The 22,411-nt window shown below is 60.3% G+C and carries 24 protein-coding genes and 1 riboswitch; of the genes, 11 read left to right on the plus strand and 13 right to left on the minus strand.

The window, feature by feature from the left end:
- Positions 1-26: 26 nt before the first annotated feature.
- On the minus strand, positions 27-689 hold the full coding sequence (locus ABUK12_RS23195; RefSeq protein WP_410014033.1) for a DUF3313 family protein: 663 nt from the start codon (positions 687-689) through the stop codon (positions 27-29).
- Positions 690-916: 227 nt separating this feature from the next.
- On the opposite strand from ABUK12_RS23195, the gene ABUK12_RS23200 reads away from it, so the two are divergent.
- Complete coding sequence (locus ABUK12_RS23200) at positions 917-1,585, plus strand: TetR/AcrR family transcriptional regulator (protein ID WP_410014034.1); 669 nt, start codon at positions 917-919, stop codon at positions 1,583-1,585.
- A 260-nt stretch (positions 1,586-1,845) separates the two neighbouring features.
- On the opposite strand, the gene ABUK12_RS23205 is transcribed toward ABUK12_RS23200, so the two are convergent.
- Positions 1,846-2,715 carry an SDR family oxidoreductase gene (locus ABUK12_RS23205; protein WP_410014035.1) on the minus strand — a complete coding sequence of 290 codons (870 nt, stop codon included), beginning with the start codon at positions 2,713-2,715 and terminating at the stop codon, positions 1,846-1,848.
- Positions 2,716-2,770: 55 nt separating this feature from the next.
- Positions 2,771-3,703, minus strand: coding sequence for an NADP-dependent oxidoreductase (locus ABUK12_RS23210; RefSeq protein ID WP_410014036.1), 933 nt, complete (start codon positions 3,701-3,703; stop codon positions 2,771-2,773).
- A gap of 107 nt (positions 3,704-3,810) precedes the next feature.
- On the opposite strand from ABUK12_RS23210, the gene ABUK12_RS23215 reads away from it, so the two are divergent.
- Positions 3,811-4,719 carry a LysR family transcriptional regulator gene (locus ABUK12_RS23215; protein ID WP_410014037.1) on the plus strand — a complete coding sequence of 303 codons (909 nt, stop codon included), beginning with the start codon at positions 3,811-3,813 and terminating at the stop codon, positions 4,717-4,719.
- Here the strand turns inward: ABUK12_RS23215 and ABUK12_RS23220 are convergent.
- On the minus strand, positions 4,716-5,327 hold the full coding sequence (locus ABUK12_RS23220; protein ID WP_410014038.1) for a glutathione S-transferase family protein: 612 nt from the start codon (positions 5,325-5,327) through the stop codon (positions 4,716-4,718). The genes ABUK12_RS23215 and ABUK12_RS23220 overlap by 4 nt on opposite strands.
- Positions 5,328-5,815: 488 nt before the next feature.
- Between ABUK12_RS23220 and ABUK12_RS23225 the strand changes: the two genes are divergently transcribed.
- The gene (locus ABUK12_RS23225) at positions 5,816-6,247 is read left to right on the plus strand and encodes a helix-turn-helix domain-containing protein (RefSeq protein WP_410014039.1); all 432 of its coding nucleotides are present in this window, start codon (positions 5,816-5,818) and stop codon (positions 6,245-6,247) included.
- 46 nt (positions 6,248-6,293) lie between these two features.
- On the opposite strand, the gene ABUK12_RS23230 is transcribed toward ABUK12_RS23225, so the two are convergent.
- The gene (locus ABUK12_RS23230) at positions 6,294-7,232 is read right to left on the minus strand and encodes an AraC family transcriptional regulator N-terminal domain-containing protein (protein ID WP_410014040.1); all 939 of its coding nucleotides are present in this window, start codon (positions 7,230-7,232) and stop codon (positions 6,294-6,296) included.
- A gap of 156 nt (positions 7,233-7,388) precedes the next feature.
- On the opposite strand from ABUK12_RS23230, the gene ABUK12_RS23235 reads away from it, so the two are divergent.
- Together ABUK12_RS23235 and ampC are read left to right on the plus strand one after the other, a co-directional pair.
- Positions 7,389-7,886 carry a MarR family winged helix-turn-helix transcriptional regulator gene (locus ABUK12_RS23235; RefSeq protein ID WP_410016751.1) on the plus strand — a complete coding sequence of 166 codons (498 nt, stop codon included), beginning with the start codon at positions 7,389-7,391 and terminating at the stop codon, positions 7,884-7,886.
- A 285-nt stretch (positions 7,887-8,171) separates the two neighbouring features.
- Positions 8,172-9,347, plus strand: a complete 1,176-nt coding sequence (gene ampC, locus ABUK12_RS23240; protein WP_410014041.1) for a class C beta-lactamase — start codon at positions 8,172-8,174, stop codon at positions 9,345-9,347.
- Here ampC and ABUK12_RS23245 read toward each other — a convergent pair.
- A complete protein-coding gene (locus tag ABUK12_RS23245) occupies positions 9,344-10,258 on the minus strand; it encodes a LysR family transcriptional regulator (protein WP_410014042.1) in 915 nt (304 codons plus the stop codon). The genes ampC and ABUK12_RS23245 overlap by 4 nt on opposite strands.
- Before the next feature lie 154 nt (positions 10,259-10,412).
- Between ABUK12_RS23245 and ABUK12_RS23250 the strand changes: the two genes are divergently transcribed.
- A complete protein-coding gene (locus ABUK12_RS23250) occupies positions 10,413-11,432 on the plus strand; it encodes a zinc-dependent alcohol dehydrogenase family protein (protein WP_410014043.1) in 1,020 nt (339 codons plus the stop codon).
- 111 nt (positions 11,433-11,543) lie between these two features.
- On the opposite strand, the gene ABUK12_RS23255 is transcribed toward ABUK12_RS23250, so the two are convergent.
- Complete coding sequence (locus tag ABUK12_RS23255; RefSeq protein WP_410014044.1) at positions 11,544-11,939, minus strand: tautomerase family protein; 396 nt, start codon at positions 11,937-11,939, stop codon at positions 11,544-11,546.
- A 115-nt stretch (positions 11,940-12,054) separates the two neighbouring features.
- Between ABUK12_RS23255 and ABUK12_RS23260 the strand changes: the two genes are divergently transcribed.
- Complete coding sequence (locus tag ABUK12_RS23260) at positions 12,055-12,663, plus strand: TetR/AcrR family transcriptional regulator (RefSeq protein ID WP_410014045.1); 609 nt, start codon at positions 12,055-12,057, stop codon at positions 12,661-12,663.
- A gap of 26 nt (positions 12,664-12,689) precedes the next feature.
- On the opposite strand, the gene ABUK12_RS23265 is transcribed toward ABUK12_RS23260, so the two are convergent.
- The 3 genes from ABUK12_RS23265 to ABUK12_RS23275 form a co-directional block, all read right to left on the minus strand.
- Positions 12,690-13,583 (minus strand): SDR family oxidoreductase, encoded by an 894-nt coding sequence (locus tag ABUK12_RS23265; protein ID WP_410014046.1) that lies wholly within the window; start codon positions 13,581-13,583, stop codon positions 12,690-12,692.
- Positions 13,584-13,702: 119 nt separating this feature from the next.
- Complete coding sequence (locus tag ABUK12_RS23270; RefSeq protein WP_410014047.1) at positions 13,703-14,656, minus strand: zinc-binding alcohol dehydrogenase family protein; 954 nt, start codon at positions 14,654-14,656, stop codon at positions 13,703-13,705.
- A gap of 202 nt (positions 14,657-14,858) precedes the next feature.
- On the minus strand, positions 14,859-15,305 hold the full coding sequence (locus ABUK12_RS23275) for an N-acetyltransferase family protein (protein WP_410014048.1): 447 nt from the start codon (positions 15,303-15,305) through the stop codon (positions 14,859-14,861).
- Positions 15,306-15,729: 424 nt separating this feature from the next.
- Here ABUK12_RS23275 and ABUK12_RS23280 point away from each other — a divergent pair, with 424 nt between their 5' ends.
- The 4 genes from ABUK12_RS23280 (at position 15,730) to thiD (ending at position 18,841) form a co-directional block, all read left to right on the plus strand.
- The gene (locus ABUK12_RS23280; RefSeq protein ID WP_410014049.1) at positions 15,730-16,461 is read left to right on the plus strand and encodes a helix-turn-helix transcriptional regulator; all 732 of its coding nucleotides are present in this window, start codon (positions 15,730-15,732) and stop codon (positions 16,459-16,461) included.
- Between the two features lie 303 nt (positions 16,462-16,764).
- The gene (locus ABUK12_RS23285; protein WP_410014050.1) at positions 16,765-16,992 is read left to right on the plus strand and encodes a hypothetical protein; all 228 of its coding nucleotides are present in this window, start codon (positions 16,765-16,767) and stop codon (positions 16,990-16,992) included.
- Between the two features lie 114 nt (positions 16,993-17,106).
- Positions 17,107-17,207, plus strand: a riboswitch (TPP riboswitch).
- A gap of 39 nt (positions 17,208-17,246) precedes the next feature.
- Positions 17,247-18,041, plus strand: a complete 795-nt coding sequence (gene thiM, locus ABUK12_RS23290; protein ID WP_410014051.1) for a hydroxyethylthiazole kinase — start codon at positions 17,247-17,249, stop codon at positions 18,039-18,041.
- Positions 18,038-18,841 carry a bifunctional hydroxymethylpyrimidine kinase/phosphomethylpyrimidine kinase gene (thiD, locus tag ABUK12_RS23295; RefSeq protein WP_410014052.1) on the plus strand — a complete coding sequence of 268 codons (804 nt, stop codon included), beginning with the start codon at positions 18,038-18,040 and terminating at the stop codon, positions 18,839-18,841. The genes thiM and thiD overlap by 4 nt, the downstream gene beginning before the upstream one ends.
- On the opposite strand, the gene ABUK12_RS23300 is transcribed toward thiD, so the two are convergent.
- The 3 genes from ABUK12_RS23300 to yegQ form a co-directional block, all read right to left on the minus strand.
- Positions 18,788-19,702, minus strand: a complete 915-nt coding sequence (locus ABUK12_RS23300; protein ID WP_410014053.1) for a hypothetical protein — start codon at positions 19,700-19,702, stop codon at positions 18,788-18,790. The two genes, thiD and ABUK12_RS23300, sit on opposite strands and share 54 nt — an antisense overlap.
- Positions 19,703-19,833: 131 nt before the next feature.
- Positions 19,834-20,733: a lipid kinase YegS gene (yegS, locus tag ABUK12_RS23305; protein ID WP_410016752.1), complete on the minus strand. Its 900-nt coding sequence runs from the start codon at positions 20,731-20,733 to the stop codon at positions 19,834-19,836.
- 252 nt (positions 20,734-20,985) lie between these two features.
- Positions 20,986-22,374, minus strand: coding sequence for a tRNA 5-hydroxyuridine modification protein YegQ (gene yegQ / locus ABUK12_RS23310; RefSeq protein WP_410014054.1), 1,389 nt, complete (start codon positions 22,372-22,374; stop codon positions 20,986-20,988).
- Between the last annotated feature and the right edge of the window lie 37 nt (positions 22,375-22,411).

A 22,411-nucleotide genomic window follows, 5' to 3' on the forward strand; every position in this document is an offset into this window, starting at 1 on the left:
AAGCCCGATGCCATGTGTGGCCTGGCCTATTTCAGCATCTCGGCCAGTTCATCGGCGCCCTTGTCAATCCCGACCTCGGCGGCGCTCAGCGCGCCGATGCTGGCACCCACGTTAAGGGCGTTCGGATATTGCTTGGCGATATATGCGTTCAGCAGGCGGTTGGTGGCGCCATCGCGGATTTCCACGGCGTAGCTTACGGAGCCGTTAAGCAGGCCCTCCTTGCCGCGAATGGACTGCACGATGTTATAGGGGCCGCCCGCTAAATCGAATTTGGTGAACGTGCCGATAACCGGCATGGTGGTCTCCGCACCGGTCAGGGTCAGTTTGACTCTCAGTGTGTCTGGGGACGGAGTGGCGGCCTCGCGAAAGCGGGGACGCAATTTTTCACTGAATTGGTTATGCATATAGGTGGCCAGCGCCTTGCGGTCATCCTGCGCCATATCGCCAAACTGCTGGTCGGCGCCCTGATAGATCACCACGGGGTCGATAATAATGCTGGTGTACTTCTTCCAGTCAACCGGCTCAGAATAGCGATAGGGGATGCGATACGCCTGATCGTCGGTATTGGGCCGCAGCTGGGACGATGAATCAATGCCGCTATAATGGGCGGGCGGCGTGCCGGCGCATCCGGCCAAGGCGATACCCAGTATCAGAGCCGCGGGTCGAAAGGTCTTGAAAGTCGTGTGCATGTGAAAACCCTATTGTGATAAAAAAAACGCTGATACTCGCAACCTGCGGTATTCCGTTTGGGGCGACCGGTAAACGCTATGGAGGTAACAGACTGCTGCGCCAGGCTTAATTGCTGCAGAACAGAATTGTTACTCAAAAACAATACTGTACAGTTCAGTTTTGCATTAATATAATTTCTCTGTCAAGAAAATGTACACTTGAGTTTATTTATATTGCAGGAGCCCCCATGAAAGTGCGTACCCAGGCCCGCCGCGACGCGATTTTAGAGACTGCCGCCGGGCTGTTTCAGGAGATGGGCTATGAACGCGCATCGATGAATGAACTGGCCAAGCGGCTAGGCGGCTCCAAGGCCACCCTATACAGTTATTTTTCGTCTAAAGAGGGGCTGTTTAGCGCCGTGGTTCGTGCCTACGCCACCCAGCACTTGACCGAAGCGGCCGAAGAGTTAACCACTTTCGCGCAGCAGGCGCAGACCCTGGCGCAAAAGTTGCTGGGGTTTGGCGAACGGATGCTGTCGGTATTGACCAGTGATAATAAGGCGATGTCGGTATATCGCATGGTGGTCGGCGCGGCAGGGCATTCGGATATCGGGACACTGTTTTATGAATCAGGTCCGCGGGAGAGCCTGGAAAAATTGGCCGTTATAATGACCGACGCGACGGCGCGGGGAGAATTACGCGCCGGTGACCCCCGTCTGCTGGCGGCACAGTTTTTAGGGCTGGTCACCGCCGAGATCACCGCGCGGACATTTCAGCGCTATGCGGAGCCGTTGAGCCCTGCCAGAGTCACTGAGATAACCCACGCCGCCGTGGACATGTTTCTGTCTGGCGCGGCGGCGCGGCGGGACTCATCCGGGATGACTCGGGAACTATCGCCAACTAACTCCTTGCTTTAACCTGTGAAAAGCTGCTTGATGCCAAGCGCGCTATCAGCGCAGGGCGTTCCCCTTAATTATCTGTTTTTGGTTTATTATTTCTTAAAAAGGCTCACTTTTAGTGAGCTATTTTTCTATTTTTTAAACCAAGAGGTGGGAACGAGAAACCCGGTTCCGGATTCATTGGGTTTCCTCATGCGGGCGCATTGCCAGGCGTGCGGCGCAAGCTGCACAACCTGGCGATGCGTTTCCCGTCCAAGCGCCAGGTGGATTGCGCGCTGTCAAACTGCGGCGGCGATCTCGGATGCAAAGGCGCGATAAGAGCGCAGCGGGCGTCCCAACAGCGTGGTGAGGCGTTCGACGTCGCCGGCATCCGGGAGCATGCCTTCGGTGAGGAAACGCTCTCCCATCAGGCGCATGTCGTAGGCCATCCAGCCCGGCATGAATTGCCGCAGGCTGTGCTCAAACCCCGCGGTGTCGTTGCCGGGGAAGGCGATCGGACGCCCGAGGACGTCGGTCCAGATGGCGGCGACGTCAGGGCCGGTCAGCGTCTCGGGGCCGACCAGGTTGATCCGCTCAAGCGGGAGCGCCGCGGCGGACTTCTCGCGGCGCAAGAGTTCGATGGCCGCGATCTCGCCGACGTCGCGCGCGTCGATCATGGCGAGCCCCTTGCTGCCGATCGGCATCGGGTAGATACCGTGGCTAGTCACCACGTCCTTGATGGTGACGTCGTTGTTGATGAAGTAGGCGGGGCGCAGGATGGTCGCGGTCAGGCCAAGCTGCTCGATCATCCGCTCGACGGCGAACTTGCCCGCAAAGTGCGGCACGTTCGCGTAGCGGTCGCTGTGGATCACCGAAAGGTAGACGATCCGCTCGATGCCTGCGTCGCGGGCGAGGTTGAGCGCGATCAGCGCCTGCGTGAATTCGTCGGCAACGACGGCGTTGAGCAGGAATAGCGTCGAGACGCCTGATAACGCGGCGCGCAGCGCGTCGACGTCGAGCAGGTCGCCCTGGACGATGCCGACGCCGGCCGGGAAGTTGGCTTTTGCGGGATCGCGCACGAACGCGCGGACATCGGCGCCGCGCTTCACGAGCTGTTCGACGACTTGGCGGCCGACAGTGCCGGTAGCGCCGGTAACGAGAATGGTCATGATGATGTCTCCATGGTTTAGGTTGGTTGGTTTATTTCAATGTGGCGCAGTGGATTCACAGGGAGAAATCCACCACGGTCTTGCCCACCTGTGGCTGCGTCCGATTACGCTCGATAGCCGCGGGCAGTTCGCCGAAGGACACGACGGCGCCAATCCTGGACTGCAAGCGTCCACGCGCCACATCTTCGGCGATCGCTTGCAGCCGTGCGGCATCCGGCGTGTTCATGAACCAAAGGCCGCGGCGCCCTGCCGGGGTGCTCGCCAGTATGGCCGGCGATGCGGTGCTGACGATGACGCCATCTTCGGCGAGGACGGACCACGAGCGGTTCAGCACCTCGCCTCCGATGTAGTCGAGCACCAGGTCGATATCGCTTGCCGTGGCTTCGAACTGCTCTTTATCGTAGGCAATAACCTGGTTCGCGCCCAGGCCGCGGACATAGTCGGCGTGGCTGCCCAAGGCGGTGGCGTACACCACGGCGCCGGCTTGATGTGCGTATTGCACCGCGAAGCCGCCCAGACCCCCGGCCGCGCCCTGGATCAGGATGCGCTGCCCGGAACCGATGGGGCCGGCGAAGTTCAGGCTTTGCCACGCCGCCACCGACGCGACGGGAAGCGACGCCGCTTCGACGAAGCTCAGCGAGTCCGGCACCGGGCTGAGATTGGCTTCGCTCACCGCCACCAGGTCGGCGTAGGCGCCCAGCCCGCCGAGCGGTCCCATGACGCGATCGCCTTTGCGCAACCGGGTGACGCCCGGGCCTGCCGCTTCGACGACGCCGGCGAGTTCGATGCCCAGGACGGTCGGCAACTGCAGCGGGAAAGCGTCCCGGACATAGCCTTCCCGGACCTTCCAGTCCAGGCCATTGACGCCGGCGGCCTGGACGCGGACCAGCACCTGGCCTGCGCCTGCCGTCGGCGCCGCCACTGACGAAATCCCGACGGCGGCGGGGCCGCCGTACTCGTTGAGCACCAGTGCACGAATGTGGTTCATAAGAAACTCCTTTAGGGTGTGGGTTGCGTATGACCCAACAATAAAGGGTTTCATATTCAAAACAAAGACTCTAAAATATAGACAACTTGTATTGAAAATGAGACATCATGAATTTAAACGCCCTAGAGGATTTTCAGCTGGTGGCGGCTCACGGCGGCTTCGGCAAAGCCAGCCGCGCCAGCGGCCGGTCTAAGGCAACCCTGTCGCGCCGTGTCGCCGATCTCGAAGAAGCGCTGGGCATTAGGCTTATCGAGCGGGGTACGCAGCGCCTGGAGTTGACCGAAGCCGGCCACCTGTTGCTGAGCAGAACGGAGGGGCCGATGCGCGAGGTTGTTGAAGCGGTGGCGGCGGCACGGGACGGCCTCGGGACGCCGCGGGGCCGTCTGCGCCTCGCGGCACCGCTCCTGTTTTCGCAGTTGGCGCTGGGGCGGCTTGCCGCTGAGTTCCTGGTGCTCTATCCCGACGTCCAGCTCGACGCCGTGGCGGAGGATCGTCTCGTCAATCTCGTGGAAGAACATTTCGATGTCGCCATCCGCATCAATCCGGGCAAGGACAGCACATTGGTCGGCAGGTGCTTTGCCAGGGACAGGCTGGTCCTTGCCGCCGCGCCATCCGTTCAGATGCCGACGGGGCGACGCGACAAGCCTTTCCAGGTTCCGGCGGTCGTCATGCCTTCCTATCGCGACGGCGATATTTGGTCGGTCCGCAACGGTCAGTTCACCGTCGAACCACAACCTGTTCTGCGTTTGTCTTCGCTCCTGATGGTGCGGGATGCCATTGCCGCCGGCGCCGGGGCGGCGATGCTGCCGCAGTCCATTATCGGGAGCCTGCTGGAAAAGGGCGAACTGGTGATGTGGGGGATTGCCGGCGACGAAGTCGAGCTATGGGTTCTGCACACGTCGCGCCGTTTGCAGAGCGCCAAAGTCCGGGCCTTCGTGGAGTTCATGTGCAACCAGTATCCCCATGGATCCTTTACCCTGCCCATGGGGGATAATGGTTTGCGCCAACCGCTCTAATAGTCTGCGCTCGGGCGTAACCGAAAGCGCCTGTACCAGGCATCCAACCGCGGATGATCTTCGCCGAAGGGAAGGCTGAACCTCTCGCGCGCCGTTTGAAAAATCGGGAAGACGGTGAAGTCGGCAATCGTCGGTTCATCGCCGGCGAGGAATGCCTTCCCGCCAATTTCTTTCTCCAGGATATCGAGAAGTTCCGATAAGTAGCGGGAGATGCGATCGGCCGTCTCCTGCGACGGGGCCGGCTCCTTTGCCGGGAAGGCGTTGGTCTGGTTCCAGAGCCACAACTGGCCCCGGGCGACCAGATCGCTGCCCAGCCTTTCAAGCGAGCGCACGCGTGCCCGTGAGAGGGGGTCGGAACCTATCATCGGCCTGTCCGGAAAGCGTTCCTCCAGGTATTCGACGATCGCCGCCGAATCAGTGATCGCAAGGCCGGTATCGGTTACCAGGGTCGGGGCCCTGCCCGACGGATTGATGCCCAGGTAGCGAACGGAGCGATGCTCGCCGTTCGCGTAATCGAGTTCGTAGCGTGGGATGTCGATCCCTTTCTCCGCGAGATAGATGATGACGCGCCGCGGGTTTGTGCCCATGCGAAATTGATACAGCAACATTGTTCCAACCTCTTGTTTGTAGCTTGATGTCAACGCCGACAGAATTGCGATCCTTTACGGCAACGTAACACGGCCTCCCAACGTATCGCGCGTTGTTGCCCGGGATTATCCGCGGTAACGGGATCATGTTTAACGTGCCGCTTAGCCGGTAGCATTGTCCGCTGATTGGCACAACGGGGGCGGCAATGGATCCAGCATGACAGGGCCAGCCGCATCTCGTCGTCGCCAAAGGTGCCAAAGGGCCGGTTACGCTTCGGCGGCCTGCCGCCTGATTCATTGCGACGCGCCACTTGAGGCCAGGCAGCATAAGCGTTGCCTCAGCTCATCCACCAGAGGCGGTCGCGGCGCAAATCAAAGGGGAAATGGCCGCAAGTATTTCAGTGCCATCCGTTCGCCGCTTCGAGTTCTGGTGCGCGACAGTAAGTGGGTGGTAAGCCGGTAAGCCATAACATACCTTGCCGCCTTACCGTGCCTGTAAAGGGAACCGGGTGGAAAAGAACGATCTTAACCTGGGAGTCATTATGTACCATGAGAATATTTTGGATGATTTGTTGATATGGATTGAAAGCAATCTTGAGGCGCCGCTGAATGTGGGGATACTCTCCGCCAAGTCCGGCTACAGCAAATGGTATTTACAGCGATTGTTCAAAAAGCTCACCGGGTATTCCCTTGCCGCCTACACCCGCAAAAGAAGGTTGACCCGTGCGGCCGAGGAGTTGCGCCAGTCGGCAATCACCATCAAGGACATCGCCCATAAATACCAATTCGACGATCATTCGGCCCTGACCCGGGCGTTTAAAAAAAATTTCCATATCACGCCTTCGGCGTACCGGCGTTTACCCGTGCGCACGGATGATGGTTTACAGCCGGTCCTCACATTAAAAAACAGCCCGCGCCCAGGCCCCGGTTATCGCCTTTAAATTACCTATTGGCCCGCCAGTAACGGGAGGGCGGGCCCTGCGCGGTTCATCTCGCCCTGGCCGTCCGTAATGACGTGACGTCGCGAATGGGCGGCGCGCCGAACATGCGCCGGTACTCGCGGTTGAACTGCGTGACGCTTTCGTAGCCGACCCGGATCGCCGCGGTGCCGGCATCGATATTTTCTCCCAGGAGAATGCGCCGGGCTTCATGCAGCCGCAGATGCTTTTGATATTGCAAGGGACTCATCGCGGTCATGGCCCGGAAGTGATGGTGCAGCGTGGAGACGCCCATGGCGGCCAGTTCCGCCAGGTTCTCGACGCGCAGTGGTTGCGTATAGTTTTCCCGCAGCCAGGCGATCGCCTTGGCGGTTCGTTGACTTTGCGTACCGAGTAAGACGGTTTCCCGAAAACGCGTCCCCGCCGAACTGGTGAGGATGCGATAGATGATCTCCCGCTGGATAAGCGCACCCAGATGGGGAAGATCCCGAGGCTTGTCGAGCAGATCGACCAGACGCGTCACGGCATTGAAAAGCTCAGGGGTGGCGGGACCGGTTGCCATGGCCGTTCCCGCCACAGGCGCGTTCGATGCGTGCGTATCCACGTCGGCGATGATTTGCCGCGCCGCCTGAAGATCCAGCCTCATCAGCAACGAGACATAGGGGACCGCGGGGCTGGCCTCCAGCACCTCGGTCACGGTAGGAAGATTGACCGCGGTCAGCAGGAAGCGGGACTCGTCATAGAGGTAGGTGGTATTGCCGAGCTGAACGCGCTTCCTGCCGCGAATAATCATGGAAAGGCTCGGCTCATAGAGATAGGACGTCGGCGGTCTCGGCTCCCTGACCTGTGCAAAGCTCAGGCCGGGCAGAGTCGTGGCGCGTTCCTCGCCGTCCCCGACAAAGGCCGTGATCCGGCGTGCAAGCCCGGCACGGATGTGTTCGGTTTCATTGCGCAGGCGGCGATCCGCTTCGTCAGGTTCAAAAATCATGGCGGCCTTCCTGATGCGATGGTGTAGGACGTCAGTATACTCAATCGTGGTGGTTGATTGATTGATTAATTTCCGGCAAGGGAATGGCTCAGCCGCTGAATTCGCTATCGCGATCCGATCCTGTCTGTGTAATATGCACAGAATAGGCATCGGGCTATATCAACGGGAAAAAGAGTGCGGGATAAACAAATTTCTGAACAGCTCCGGGCGTTGCACGGGGCGCTGCTGGGGATCGTGAGCGTGATGAACCGTCCGCAGAACGATGAAGCCATGGTACGGGAGGCCGGCATTGCGCTCGATCGGGCCTTGTTTCCACTGCTCGTATTGATAGAGCGTCTCGGACCCATCGGCGTGGTGGGCCTTGCCGATCGCGTCGGGCGCGACCACACCACGGTCAGCCGCCAGGTTGCCAAGCTTGAGAGCCTGGGTTTGGTGACGCGTCGGCCCGGGATGATCGATCGCCGCCTGCGGGAAGCGGAGGTAACGCCGAAGGGACAATTAATGACCGATGCCGTGGATGCCGCGCGGGAGCGGAGGGGACGGGCGATTTTTTCGCATTGGGACCCGGCGGAATTTGACGAACTGGTGCGGCTGGCGTGCCGGTTTGCGCACGATCTTGAACGCTCTGCGTCCGACAATCAGGCCGATGCATAGCGCGCGGGTTATCTTCTAAGGCATCGGCATTACCGGGCAATAAAGGGTAGGCATCGTATTTTGCCGCTGAGCGGCGGTACCCGGCGGGGGTATTTTTGACATTAAGCAGCGGATTCGCGGCGGGCAAATACGACCTAATCATGGCCGGTTTATCAGATATTGAATCAGTGGAGATGATCATGTTATCCGTTGGCGAAGACAACATCGCATGCACCCACGCTGTTTTAACAGTCATACAGGTTAATGACTGCACCAGTGCCTATCATCCATCGTAATGAGCGTTTTATGTATAAAACAAAGCCATTTCCCTTTATCGCCCTGTCCCTGCTTGCCATCACCCTAAGCGCCCAGGCTGCCGACGCAGCGCCGGATGCCTATCGCGCCGACGTCGATCGCGCCATCCTGCCGATGATGAAAAAGCACCAGATTCCCGGCATGGCCGTGGCCCTTACGGTGGACGGCAGGCACTATTTCTATAACTACGGGCTGGCGCAACGGGCACCGGCAAAAAAAGTGACGTCCGATACCCTGTTTGAGCTCGGGTCGGTGAGTAAAACGTTTAACGTGGCGCTGGCCGCCTATGCCGCACAGCACAATAAATTGGCCTTATCCGACAAGGTCGGGCAATACCTGCCCGTCTTGCGGGATACCCCTTTCGGCAACCTGACGCTTATCAATTTGGCCACCCATACCAGCGGCGGGCTGCCGCTGCAGGTTCCCGATGCCGTAACCAGCGAGGCGCAGCTGATGGACTACCTGCGCGCCTGGCGTTCCGCGCAGGGCGCCGGGCAGGGGCGCTCTTATTCCAATATCAGTATCGGCGTCCTGGGACTTATTTCCGCCCGGGCGATGGGAGGAACCTATGTTAATCTGCTGCGGGACGTCATCCTGCCGGGGCTGGACATGCGCCATACCTGGATTACCGTGCCGGAACAGGAGATGAAAAACTATGCCTGGGGGTATGATAAGCAGAATAAGCCGGTACGCGTCACTCCCGGCCTGCTGGGCGAAGAGGCCTATGGCGTAAAATCCACCGCCGCCGATATGATCCGCTTTGTCGACGCCAATATGCTGGGCAATGGCGAGGGATCGCCTGTGCAGCAAGCCGTGACCGCAACCCATCGCGGCTATTTCTCAACCACGAAATACACCCAGGATATGATTTGGGAGCAATACCCCTGGCCGGTGGCGCTGCAGACGGTTATCGACGGGAATGCGGATGATATGACGTATGCTATCCAGCCGGTAACAATCCATACCCCTCCCACGCCGCCCAATCAGGCCGTTTTCCTGAATAAAACCGGCGCCACCAACGGCTTTGGCGCCTATGTGGCCTTTATCCCCGAGAAAAAAATGGGCATCGTGATGCTGGCCAACCGCAACTATCCGAATGCTGAGCGCGCCCAGGCGGCATGGCGGATCTTTAACGACATAGCCGGGCAGGACGCCCTGGCGCGCTAAACCCGCGCGCCAAGCGAGGGGATCGGCAGCTTGATAAAGTCGACGAACGCCCTGAGCGCCGCCGGCATATGGGGCTTGTTGGGATAATAGAGATAAAAGCCCGGAAAGGGTTTGCACCATTCTTCCAATACATGGATCAGCTCCCCGCGGTCAATATAGGGCGCAACAAAGCTTTCGGGCAGGAACGCGAGGCCGGCGCCTTGCAGCGCCGCCGCAAGGAGCAGATCCGTGTCGTTGGCGGTAATGGCGCTGTCGACGTCGACGGCCAGGGAGCCGTCCGGACCCTGGAAGCTCCAGCGGTACAGCGCGCCGGTCTCGTGCCAGCGGTAGGTGACGCACCGGTGATCGCGCAGCTCCCGTGGCGCCAGGGGCGCCGTTCGGCCAGCGAAATAGGCGGGTGACCCGACGACCGCCATCTTCAGGTCCGGCGTCAGTCTGACCGCCACCATATCCTGCTGCACCAGCTCCCCCGAACGGATCCCCGCGTCAAACCCCCTGGCCACGACATCGGTAAGGCTGTCATCAATCACCAGGTCAAGCCATACGTCAGGATAAAGCGCCTGGAACGCCGCCAGGACAGGCGTCACCACCAGGCGGGCGGCAATACGCGGCAGGTTCACGCGCACCACGCCGCGCGGCTGCAGCTGGCAGGCGCCGACGTCCCTGACGGCCCCCTCCATATCGGCGACCGCGGGGCGCAGGCGATTGGCCAGGTCGCTGCCGGCTTGGGTTGGCGCCACGCTGCGGGTAGTGCGGTTAAGCAACCTGGCGCCCAGGCGCTCCTCAAGCGAGCGGATGGTGTGGCTGAGGGCGGAGGGCGACAGGCCCAGCCGCCGGGCGGCGCGACGGAAGCTTCTTTCTTCCGCGACGGCCATAAAAGCCAGCAGCTCGGCGAATTCCGCGCCTTTCATACAGTTGCCTCACATTCAACAGATTGTGCCGATTATAGCGCATTATCATGCACTATCCAGGATGCGATACTGTGCGGACCCTAACCTCAAGGGCCTCTGCCGGGCGGATGATCGCGCGGGACGCCCTTTCCGCCAAGATGCAACGGAGTACGTGATGACAAAAACCATGAGACGTTGGGAGATGGACGCCATAGGCCGGGACCGGCTGGCGCTGCGTGAGGTGCCGATTCCGGCGCCGGGGCGGGGCGAAGTCCTGGTGAAGGTGGCCGCCGTCTCGCTCAATTATCGCGACAAGATGGTAACCGAAAGCGGCCGGGGTTTACCCATCGCGTTTCCCTTCACCCCCGGTTCCGATCTCGCGGGAACGGTGATCGCCGCGGGCGCGGATGCCGCCCGCTTCAGCACCGGCGAGCGCGTCATCTCGACCTTCACGCCCGGCTGGATCGACGGCGTCCGGCGCGGTGACGCCCGTACGCCGTCCTATCGTACCCTGGGCGGTTTTTATCCCGGCGTGCTGGCGGACTATGTGGCGTTCCCGGAAGACTGGTTCGTGCGGGCGCCGCATACGCTGGACGATGCGCAAGCCAGTACATTGCCCTGCGCCGGGCTTACCGCCTGGTTCGCGCTTGTCGAGCGCGGCCGCCTGCGCGCCGGCGAGACGGTGCTGATAGAGGGAACGGGCGGCGTTGCGCTGTTCGGCCTGCAGATCGCCAAGGCGCATGGGGCCGAAGCCATTGTCTCCGCCAGTGCCGACAAGCTGGGGCGCGCCATGGCGCTGGGCGCGGATCATGGCATCGATCGCCGGCACGCAGATTGGGTGGACGCGGTACTGCGCATCACCGGCGACCGCGGTGCCGATCATATTCTCGAGCTGGTCGGCGGACCGCACCTCGGCAAGGCCGTGCAGACGGCGGCTGTCGGCGGGCGCATCTATCAGATTGGCGCGCTGGAGGGGTTCGAGGTGTCGGCTCAGGCCATGCCGCTGATGCTTAAGGATGTCAGCATCCAGGGTATAGGCACCGGCCATCGCCGCGCGCTGGAGGATCTGGTCCGGGCCGTCGACCGGACGGGCCTGAAACCGGTGATCGATACCCGCTATCCGCTGGCTGATCTTGCCGCGGCGCTCGATCATCTCGACCGCGGCGCTTTCGGCAAGATCGTTATGGAAATGTAGCGCCCGGCCAACGGCGCCAGCTTGCGGAAAGCCTTCGCCGCAATATCCCCAGGCGTGCTGGCGCGTCTTTGCGCGGGCGCTGCGCAATAGCGCCGACAAATTGTCTGCCGCCTAGCGTTGGCCTGGCTCCCAATCCGGGCTGTAGCCGCCCAGCTGCGGGTGATACATCTCGTCGCCGTCATGCTGGGTAAACTCGACGTTGAGCCGATCCGCGCGCAGTCCCAGTATTTCGACACAGTGCGCGCAAAGCGCCTTGGCCACCGCCATGCGCTGGTCGGCCGACCGGCCTTTGCGGATGTCCAGCATCAGCACCGAAACCGGCTCCGGCGCGCTATCGGCCGCCGTAATACGCCAGACGCCGCCTGCGCCCAATTCCCGGATGGCGATGCTGATACGCCGGATATCGACGGACATCATCTCGGCATAGGTGGCGCTGAGTTTGGCGGCCAGGCGCTGCTTATCCGGCGTGGCATAATGGCCGTTTACATCAAGTTGCAGATAAGGCATGGGCTCTCTCCTTCACAGTGAAACACGCGGGCAGGGGCAAACAGTGTAGCGCCGGATAGCTGCCAGGGCTATAATAGATGATGCTGATAATGTATATGCCATAGTGGGAGTTGCCATGCCGCGGGTATCAAGAGCCGAAACCGAACGCAACCGCGTCGCCATTGTAGACGCCTCGTCACGTTTGTTCCGTGAACAGGGCCTGCGCGTCAGCGTCGCCGATCTGATGGGCGCGGTGGGCTTGACGCATGGCGGGTTCTACGGGCATTTTGCGTCGAAGGATGAACTGGCCGCCATTGCCTGCGCCAAGGCCTTCGGGGATTCGGTTGAGCGCTGGCATGCGCGCATGGACGGGACCGGGGACCCCGCCGCGGCGCACGCCGCGCTGATTGAGGCATATCTCGCGCCGCAGAACCTGACGGCGGTGGCAACGGGGTGTCCGCTGGCCGCCTTGGCCACCGATGTCGCCCGTGAGCCGCAAGACAAGCCCGTGCGCCTGGCGTTTCTCCAGGGGCTGGAAAAACTGATTGCCCTGCTTGCCGATGGGCGGGAAGAGGGCGATGCCGGCGCTGCGCGGGAAGCCGCACTGGCTGAGATGGCCACCCTGGTCGGGGCGCTGGTGCTGGCCCGGGCCACAAAAGGGCAGGCGCTCTCGGATGAGATTATGGCGAGCGCCAGGCGCCATCTGCTCGCCGGCGAAGCCCAAAACATACCGGCTTCTTCCTGATCACCGGCCGAAAACCGCCGTGCCGGTCAGGAAAAATAGCGTGGGTGGTCGAGATCGGCAATCAGTCCAGGCTGCTCCGGCCGCCAGCCCAGCTGTTCGCGGGTCTGCCGGCTCAGGGCCGGGCTGTTAAGCGCGGCGAAGTGCGCGAACCAACCGAAGTGTGCGGCGGCTTCACCGGCGGTCTTGGCGACGACCGGCAGGCCCAGGCGGCGGCCGATAACCTCGGCGATCGCGCGAAACGGCACCCCTTCTTCTGCGACGGCATGATAGCGGGCGCCCGCAGCGCCTTGTTCAAGCACCAGCCGGAACAAACGCGCCGCGTCGAGCCGGTGCACGGCGGGCCAAAGATTAAGGCCCTCGTCCACATACGCTGAAACGCCCCGTTCGCGCGCGATGCCGATCAGCAGCGGCACAAAGCCATGATCGCCCTCACCATGGACCGAAGGCGGCAGGCGTACCAGCGAGACGCGCACGCCCTGCGCCGCCAGCGCGGCCACCGCATCATCCGAGGCGACCCTGGGTATCGCGTCGGGGCCGGCCGCCGGGACATCGTCCTCGGTGGCGCTACGGCCGAGCGACATCAGCCCGGTGGCGGAGGTGACCACCAGGGGGCGGCCGCTGCCGGAGACCGCGGCGCCGAGCGCCTCGATGGCGCGCCGGTCTATCGCGCAATTTTCCTTCATTTTGGTGAAGTCGTGGATAAAGGCGGTATGAATGACGCCGTCGGACAGGGACGCCCCGGCGCGCAGGCTGTCCAGATCTTCCAGGCTGCCGCGATGCGCCTGGGCGCCGGCGGCGATAAGCGACCCGGCGGAGGCCTCCGAACGGGCGAGACCGAGCACCTGATGGCCGGCGGCGATCAGTTCCCTGACAATGGCGGAGCCGATAAACCCCGTAGCGCCGGTAACAAAGACACGCATGATAGCTTCTCCAGAAAGGTATGGGCGAAGAGCTACTATCGGCTTACCGGCCGTAGGGGTAAAGTAGTGACGTTATACGGGTATATCGACTAACAGGTTCAATGACCCTGAACGGGCTTTCAGGGCCGCAATACGATGCGCGCGCCGTCGTTATCAGCGGCCCAGGCCCGCGCGACCTCCGCCAGCGGCATGGATTGCGCCGCGATGGTAAAACCGGCCCCCGGGGCCGCCGCCAGCACGCCCTGGATGGCCGCCAGCATGCGCGGAAACGGCACGCTGCCGATGCCGCTGCCCATCAACTGCAACGCGGACGACCGCAGCGCCGCCCCAGGCAGGGTGATATCGGCCCCGCTTAACGAGCCGATTTGCACAAAACGAATCGGCACGCCCTCCGGACCGGCCTTGGCGGCGGCTATAGCCAGCGTTTGCGCGCTAACCCCCCATAAATAATCCAGCACGATATCGACGCCCTGGCGAAATTCGTGCGTAAAGGCCTGCTCCTGGGCGTTCAAATCCTGGACCAGCGGAATCGTCACGTCGGCGCCAAGACGGCGGAGATCGCCGAACGATGCGGTCCGGCGTCCCGTCGCAATGATTTTCCCGGCGCCGAGATGCCGGGCAATCTGGATTGCCAGGCGGCCGGACGTGCCGGCGGCGCCGTTAATCAGCACCGTTTCACCCCCGCGCAGCCGGGCGCGTTCCACCAGGGCCGCCCATGACGACATGCCCGGTATGGCCATGGCGGCGGCGGAAACCTCGTCCAGGTCGTCCGGCAGGGCGATGCAATGGCCCGCGTCCACCAGGCATTGCTCGGCCATGGCGCCGTAAGGCTGCTCCGGCAACAGAAAATAGACGCGCCGGCCGTCTTGCGTGATGCCGGTGCCATCGATGCCGGGAATAAACGGCAGCGCGCTGTCGGCGCTGTAATGCGCGCCCGACGCGCGATTCCTGGTGATGTGGCTCAGCGACGACGCGCTGACGCGGATCAGGCTTTTGCCCGGCGCGGGCGCTGGTTCACTGAAGTCTCCGTAGACGGGGGGCTGGCCCGCCGTTGTTACGATCGCTGCTTTCATTCCGTTTCACCCCTGGGCGCGAATCCGGCCATCCCCGATGGCAACCGGGTTCAAATGGATAATATGTGTATTATGCACATACATGGCCGCCAGGAAAAGCCGCACGGAAGAATAAATCGTCACGGCAACAGACGCCCGCGCATCGTCCTGTAACCCCAAGACGGGGGCAGCGGCCACGAAAACGCGGCGCGGGCGCGCCTGGCTACTGCTGCCGGATCCTGCGGTGCATCAGATAATATTTGCCGTGCTCGGAAACACCGGATGAGATAATCGTCCAGCCGTGACGCAGATAGAATTGCTGCGCGCCCACATTCTCCTGCAGGCATTTAAGCGCCATGGTGCCGCGGCAGAGCGGATAGCACGCCGTCAGCAGCGCGGTGGCTACCCCGCGGCGCTGCCAGGCAGGATCGACAAACAAATTATGCAAAAAGCTGTCCGGCAGCCAAAGCGAGGCAAAACCGGCAATATGGCCCTGTATTTCGGCGACGATGATCTTTTCATCGAACGTGGCGCCGTCAAAATCCTCCAGCCGCCACTGCCGGTTATCAAGCCAGGTCCAGCCGGCCTTGCGTGCCGACAGATAGAGAGTACGCAGAAAAGGACGATCCGCTTCCCGGTAATCCCTGACAACCACATCCTCTTTTTTCATCTGAAACCTTAGTTAACTTATTGATTTGTTACCTTCTCAGTATCAAGTTTAACTTATAGATGGAATAAATAATATTGTGCTTATTATTTCCAGGCGGTATAGGATGCGGTGCCGGCGCGGTGCGGTCCGCCGGCAGGCGATCGCGATTATTATCCGGTCGCATCTAGCTGAAGCTTAAACTAGATTAATATAAACGCGGGATGCCGCTGAGGATAAACCGTCTTAAACACCGGTATGAGGGTAGCGCAAGCCCTGGGCGGCAGTCATTAGCGCCGCAATGATTGATAAAACTGTTAGAGGTTGCATCCATAGCCTGCCTCTTATATTATCCAAAATCCCACCGGTATTACATGTTGAAACTGCTCTTTATTACCCCTTATGGATAATAAATGATGAGTGTTAGTTAATATGGCAGGCATATTTTATGGAAAAACCCTTAGAGAATAATCAAGATTTCTTTATCCAAACGATGAAAATAGAAATCAAACTTTATCTTCAGCAGATATTCAAGAACGCCAACGCGTTCTGTTTTGCCTACTTTATGATGAATAAAAGCGATAACTTCCCAGCCTATATAATATCCGACTACCCCAGCGGCTGGCTGAATCAATACCGCAGTTACGGTTATCAAAAAATCGACCCGGTGATGCTCATCGCCTGCCGGAAATTCACCCCTTTTTTTTGGCCTGATAATCCGTCGATAATACAAGAGCATAGCTTTTTCAGGCTGTCAAAATATTACCGGCTTGACAGCGGCTACACTTTTACGTTGCATGATTGCGATAACAACCTGGCTACATTAAGCATCAGCAACCGCCAGGGAAAGGAGGACTTTTATCATTTTATTGAGCAAAACAAAGAAAGACTGCAGATGCTGCTGATTAGCACTCATGATAAGGTATTGAACTTTATGCAAAATACGTTGCCCAACGCCACGTCCCATGGCGAGAGATCACACGTCCAGGCGCTGTCTCCCCGGGAAAAAGAAGTATTATTCTGGGCCAGTGTCGGAAAAACCTATGGCGAGGTCGCGACCATCCTGGCAATACGCGAGGGAACGGTAAAATTTCATATCAGAAATATTATTGATAAGCTAGGCGTTACGAATGCAAAACATGCCATCAGCCGGGCCACGGAACTTAAATTATTTGGTTAACTATCCATTTATCATTTCGCGCAACGTGATCACAACCCTGTCCATCTGTGGGAGTTTTATTATGCTGTCGGCTTAAAATGGACAGCGTTGCCAATATATTTGCAATCATTTATATAGTGTTTAAGATGCAGGCGTTGCCGCGAGAAATTTGATGCTATCATTGCCCGGTGATTCTTCTGGCTGTTGAAGGTAGGCATGATTAGATTCTGTCTTTTTAATTTATTAGCTTTGTTTTCATTAACGGCATATTCCTCTGAGCATCTCCATAAAATAATTTTAATCGATCTCATGAATAATAAGCCAATGTTTTGTCATGCTGAGCCCCGTTGGCGCTTTTCCCCGCCGATAAAAGACGATCCCTGGCTGGCCGGGCGGTTAAGCGCGCTGGCCGAGGCGGGATTTGCCCGCCTGGAGGGGGCCGGGGACAGTGCGCAGTGGTGGTTGACGCCCACCGGCGCCACGGGTGCGCAATTCTGCGGGGACGTTTGTTACGGCCGGATGTTGGTCAGTCCCCAGCGGCCCTGCTCATAGCCTTATTATTAAGTCTGCTGATAATTGTGTTTATGAGATCGACGCCGGCGGAGGGACCAGGCTCCGCCAGCAAACTCACCATTGATCTTTTCTCCCGCCCGCCGGATAATCATGCCACTTGACTCGGGGTGTCCGCCGCTGTGCGCCGGACTGAGATTTTACCCGTATGACCTGATCTGGATAATGCCAGCGTAGGGAAGTCACGGCCTGTTGTCCCGCCGGGTCCGTCTTCCTCAGCGCCGGCTGGGAGCGCTATGATTACCGAACCTGCCGAACTGCCCGGCTTAGCCGCCGCGTCTTCCCTTACCCTGCTGCGCCAGCGCAAGCCATTAGTCCATTGTATGACCAATGACGTGGTACAGGCGTTTACCGCCAATGCGCTCCTGGCCGTCGGCGCCGCCCCGGCCATGGTGATCGAACCCCGTGAGGCGGTTCAGTTCGCCGCCATGGCCGATGCGCTGCTGGTGAATATCGGCACGCTGACCGCGCCGCGGGCCGAGGCGATGATGGCCGCCATTACGTCGGCCAATCAGGCCGGCACGCCATGGGTGCTGGATCCGGTGGCCGTGGGCGCATTAACCTTCCGTACTGAATTTGCCCGGGGCATATTGACGTTAAAACCCGCCGCCATTCGCGCCAATGCCTCGGAAATCTTGGCGCTGGCCGGGCAGCCGGCCCTGGGCCGCGGCGTGGACAGCGCCGACGACTCCCGCCACGCCCTGCCTTTTGCCCGCCGGCTGGCCGCGGACTATGGCACCCTGGTCGCGGTTACCGGCCGGGTGGATTTTATCACCGACGGCGATCGGGTCTGGTCCGTAACCGACGGCGACGCCATGATGACGCGCGTCACCGGTACCGGCTGCGCCTTATCGGCCGTGGCGGCGGCGTTTTGCGCCCTGCCGGGCGATCGGTTGCAGCATCTGGCCGCCGCCTGCAGGATCATGGCGCGGGCCGGGCGGTTAACCGCCCGGGACGCGGCGGGTCCGGGCAGCTTTGCCGTCGGCTTCCTCGACCGGCTGTACGGCCTGCAGGAGGAGGATATACAATGAAGCGCTGCCATAACCTGCTCAGTATCGCCGGCACCGATCCCAGCGGCGGCGCCGGTATCCAGGCTGATTTAAAAACCTTCTCGGCGCTTGGCGCCTATGGCGCCACGGTCATCACCGCGCTCGTGGCGCAAAATACCCGCGGCGTGCAGTCCATCTATCCTATCAGCGCTGAATTCGTCGCCGCCCAGCTGGATTCCGTGCTCGGGGACCTGCGTATCGACAGCGCCAAAATCGGCATGCTCGGGCAGGCGGACATCGTGCGGACGGTGGCGGCAAAACTGCGGCAATATCCCATACCCTATGTGGTGCTCGATACCGTGATGGTGGCGAAAAGCGGCGATTTCCTGCTGTCGCCGGATGCCGTGAGCGCCGTGCGGGATGTCTTATTGCCGCTGGCGTCCATCATCACCCCTAATTTGCCGGAAGCGGCGGCGCTGCTGGGCTGCCGCGCCGCCGCCAGCGAGGAGGAAATGCGCCGGCAGGGCCGGGAACTCCTGGCCTACGGCTGCCAGGCGGTGGTGATGAAGGGCGGCCACCTGCATGGCGACTCCAGTCCCGACTGGCTTATCACCGCCACGGACGAACGGCGTTTCGACGCCGTCAGGGTGAACACCCGGCATACCCATGGCACCGGTTGCACGCTCTCCGCCGCGCTGGCGGCCCTGCGTCCGCTGCATGACGACTGGGCGCAAACGCTCGCGGCGGCCAAAGCCTGGCTGCAGCAGGCGCTGCTGCATGCGGATGATCTACAGGTCGGGCAGGGGATCGGGCCGGTCCATCATTTCCACCAGTGGTGGTGACATTCCGGTGAGAATGCCCTGGGCAAAGTTAAGCAGCGAGCGGGCGTCGTGCAGATGTCGGGCGTCGAAGGCGTTGAGCAAATAACTGTTCTCGCCGCGGTGCGGGCGGATGCGCAATGACGGCAGGGGAGTGCCGCCCCGGTATTCCGGTACCGCCGTATAGATATACCCCGGCTGCATCTGGTTGTCTTCATCGCGCCATAATAATTGCAGCGCCGGATAAGGGCCGAGACAGCGGCCGATAAAGACATTCCCGGCCCAGAAACCTTCGTACTCGCCGTCTTTTTGCAGTCGTTTTTCGCTGAACACCGGCGCGTTGATCAAGCCTGATAGCGTGTCGGGCGTTAACGTCTGCAGCAGCTGATGCCACAGCGGATTGCCGTTTTCCAACTGCCAGCAGGCCATGCCGATATAGTCGTTAAGCGCCTGCCAGTCCTGCTCCAGCATGCGCTTGACCGGCTTATCGGTCATATTGCGAAACTGCATCAGCGGGCTGACCATATCGCCCAGCGTATTGTAGGTAATCAGCGTCATGGTGCGCGGATTGCGGCGCAGCGACAGCCAAAGGATTAATTTCGGGATGCGGAACTCAATGGATTGCACGCTGAGCCGGTACTGGTTCTCTTTGGTCAACACAAAACCGTTGGAGGTGCCGCGCTTTTCGCGGTAGTTATGGATAACCACCACGCTGTGGGGCCCCATCCAGCCGGTAATATAATGTTCTTTGTCACTCTGGGTGACTTTCATATCCTCGACCATGCCGCACAGGCTTTTTTCCGTCAGCGTCTCCAGGGGATGGGCTTCCCCGGCGCTGTAGTAAAGCGTTTGCGGCGCGGGCAGGGCGGGTGAAAATGCTTGCATGATAACTTCCTGAAACAGCTACATAGCCTATAGATTACCCTAAGTTGTTATACAAATTCTTGCGCGTGTCGTCCCGGACTGTCGAAAATGTGCGTAAGATCAAATCACTGGCGGCGACATGGCCGGTTCCCCTAGGCCAGCAGCGGACAAAGGGGCGGCAGACGGCATGCCAGCGCCGCCGGTAAGATGGTAATCAGGAATTTTTTTCCCTTCAGCGGCTCACCGTCGAGGTTGAAGGTGACCTCATGCGGCGCCTCGATTTCAAGCCAGGGCAGAGAAGCGGCGATGACATGGGGGTTTTGCTCATCGCTGGTCAGGCTGTTGAGGAGGATCGGCAGCAGCGCCTCCGAGGCGAAAACGCGCAGCTGCAGCAGGCCGTCGTTGATCAGCGCGTCCGGGCAAAGCGCCTGCCCGCCGCCGGCCTGGCGGCCGTTGCCGATACCGATAACCAGCGCCTCGCCCGCCCAGTTAAAGCCCGGGCCGCGGATTGCGCAGCTGTCGGCTTTCAGGGTATCCATGCGCAGCAGGCCATGGATAAAATAGGATGCGCCGCCCAGGGCGGATTTCAGCTTGGCCGGCGTCTCGGCGGTGATGCGGGTGCCGAAGCCGCCGGTGGCCATATTGATGAAATAACGATCGTGATTAACCTGGGCGATGTCGATATCCACCGCCTTGCCGTTAATGGCCAGCATCAGCGCTTTATCCAGCTCCTGGGGAATGGCGCAGCTGAGGGCAAAATCGTTGGCGGTGCCCAGCGGCAGGATACCCAGGCAAGGGCGGCGCGCCGCCGGCAGCAGCGCCAGGGCGCTGGCGATTTCGTTAATGGTGCCGTCGCCGCCGCCGGCGATGACCGTGTCCACCCGCAGGCGAACGGCTTCCTCGACGTAGCGCTGCGCGTCTCCATGCTCCCAGGTAACGCGCACGTGCAGCGGAAAACCGGCTTCGCGTTGCTGCTCCACCGCCAGTCTGAGCTCTTCGTTACCCGCGCTTTTGCCGTTCACGATAAGCAGTGAGGCGGGAGTGGTTGCCATGGCTGATTGCATCAATGCCTTTCCTTGAAGTAGGGGTTTTCATACAGAAATGATAATGCGTCATGAAGGGGCTTTTCGCCAAATAAAAAGCCAGCTCAAGGGAGGATGAGCTGGCGAAAGAGGTGGTTCCTGGTGAGGCTGGGTCATTGTTTTGCATTTTGATTCAGCAAGCGCATTATACGCTTTGCCCCCGGTACGTATTGTGACCCAATTCTAATTTCCGGATGACCAATGCTGAATTTCTCTGAACGATCAGCCCGCGGTGGTGTCCGCCGCCGCGACGCTGCCGTGCGGATTACGCGTGGTGGTGCCCGGCAGGTTTCGCAACAATATGGCGAAGCGCACGTCGATAGCCTCCGGGATCGGCAGGTAGACCCTATGGCCGTTGCCCGGCGCCACGTCGGCGTCGGCGCCTTTGCCGGTGACGATGCGTTCCAGGGTAAAGCTGATATTGCCTTGTGGGGTCATCAGTTCCACGCTGTCGCCGCGGGAGAATTTGTTTTTCACGTCCACTTCGGCCAGCCCGTCGCGCCGGGCGCCGGTAAATTCGCCGACGAACTGCTGGCGGTCTGAAACAGAATAACCGTAATCGTAATTCTGCTGATCCTCATGGACATGGCGGCGCAGGAAGCCTTCGGTATAACCCCGGTGCGCCAGGCCCTCAAGCGTTTTGAGCAGGGAGACGTCAAACGGCTTGCCGGCTACGGCGTCGTCAATCGCCCGGCGATAGACCTGGGCGGTGCGCGCGCAATAATAAAAAGATTTGGTGCGGCCTTCTATTTTCAGGGAATGCACGCCCATCGCCGTCAGGCGTTCCACGTGCGCGACGGCGCGCAGATCCTTTGAATTCATGATATAGGTGCCGTGTTCATCCTCGAACGCGCTCATATATTCGCCTGGGCGCTGGGCCTCTTCCAGCATGAACACCTTGCCGGTCGGCGCGCCGATGCCGAGCGTCGGCTCAACCTGGGTAACGGCGATCGGCTCATGCTGATGAACGATATTGCCTACATCGTCTTCCTTGCCCTCCTGCACGTTATATTCCCAGCGACAGGCATTGGTGCAGGCGCCCTGGTTGGGGTCGCGCTTATTGAGGTATCCCGACAGCAGGCAGCGGCCGGAATAGGCCATGCACAGGGCGCCGTGGACAAACACTTCCAGCTCGATTTCCGGTACCTGCGCCCGGATTTCCGCAATCTCCTCCAGCGACAGTTCCCGGGAAAGGATCACCCGGGTCAGTCCGGCCTGCTGCCAGAATTTTACCGTTGCCCAGTTTACCGCGTTGGCCTGGACCGACAGATGGATGGGCATGGCCGGAAACGCCTGGCGCACCAGCATAATCAGGCCGGGATCGGACATGATCAGCGCGTCGGGACCCATCTCGACCACCGGCGTGAGATCGCGGATAAAGGTTTTCAGCTTGGCGTTGTGCGGGGCGATATTCACCACCACATAGAATTTCTTACCCAGGCTATGGGCTTCCTGAATGCCCGCGGACAGGTTTTCGTGATTGAATTCGTTATTGCGTACCCGCAGGCTATAGCGCGGCTGGCCGGCATAGACCGCGTCGGCGCCGTAGGCAAAAGCGTAACGCATATTTTTTAACGAACCGGCGGGTGAGAGTAATTCCGGAGTAAACATGATAAATCTCGTCTGATGTCAAGTCAGGCTGCCCCTG

Origin of the sequence: Sodalis sp. C49, assembly GCF_046352915.1 — a bacterium.
In the GTDB taxonomy this organism is placed as follows: Bacteria; Pseudomonadota; Gammaproteobacteria; order Enterobacterales; family Enterobacteriaceae; genus Acerihabitans.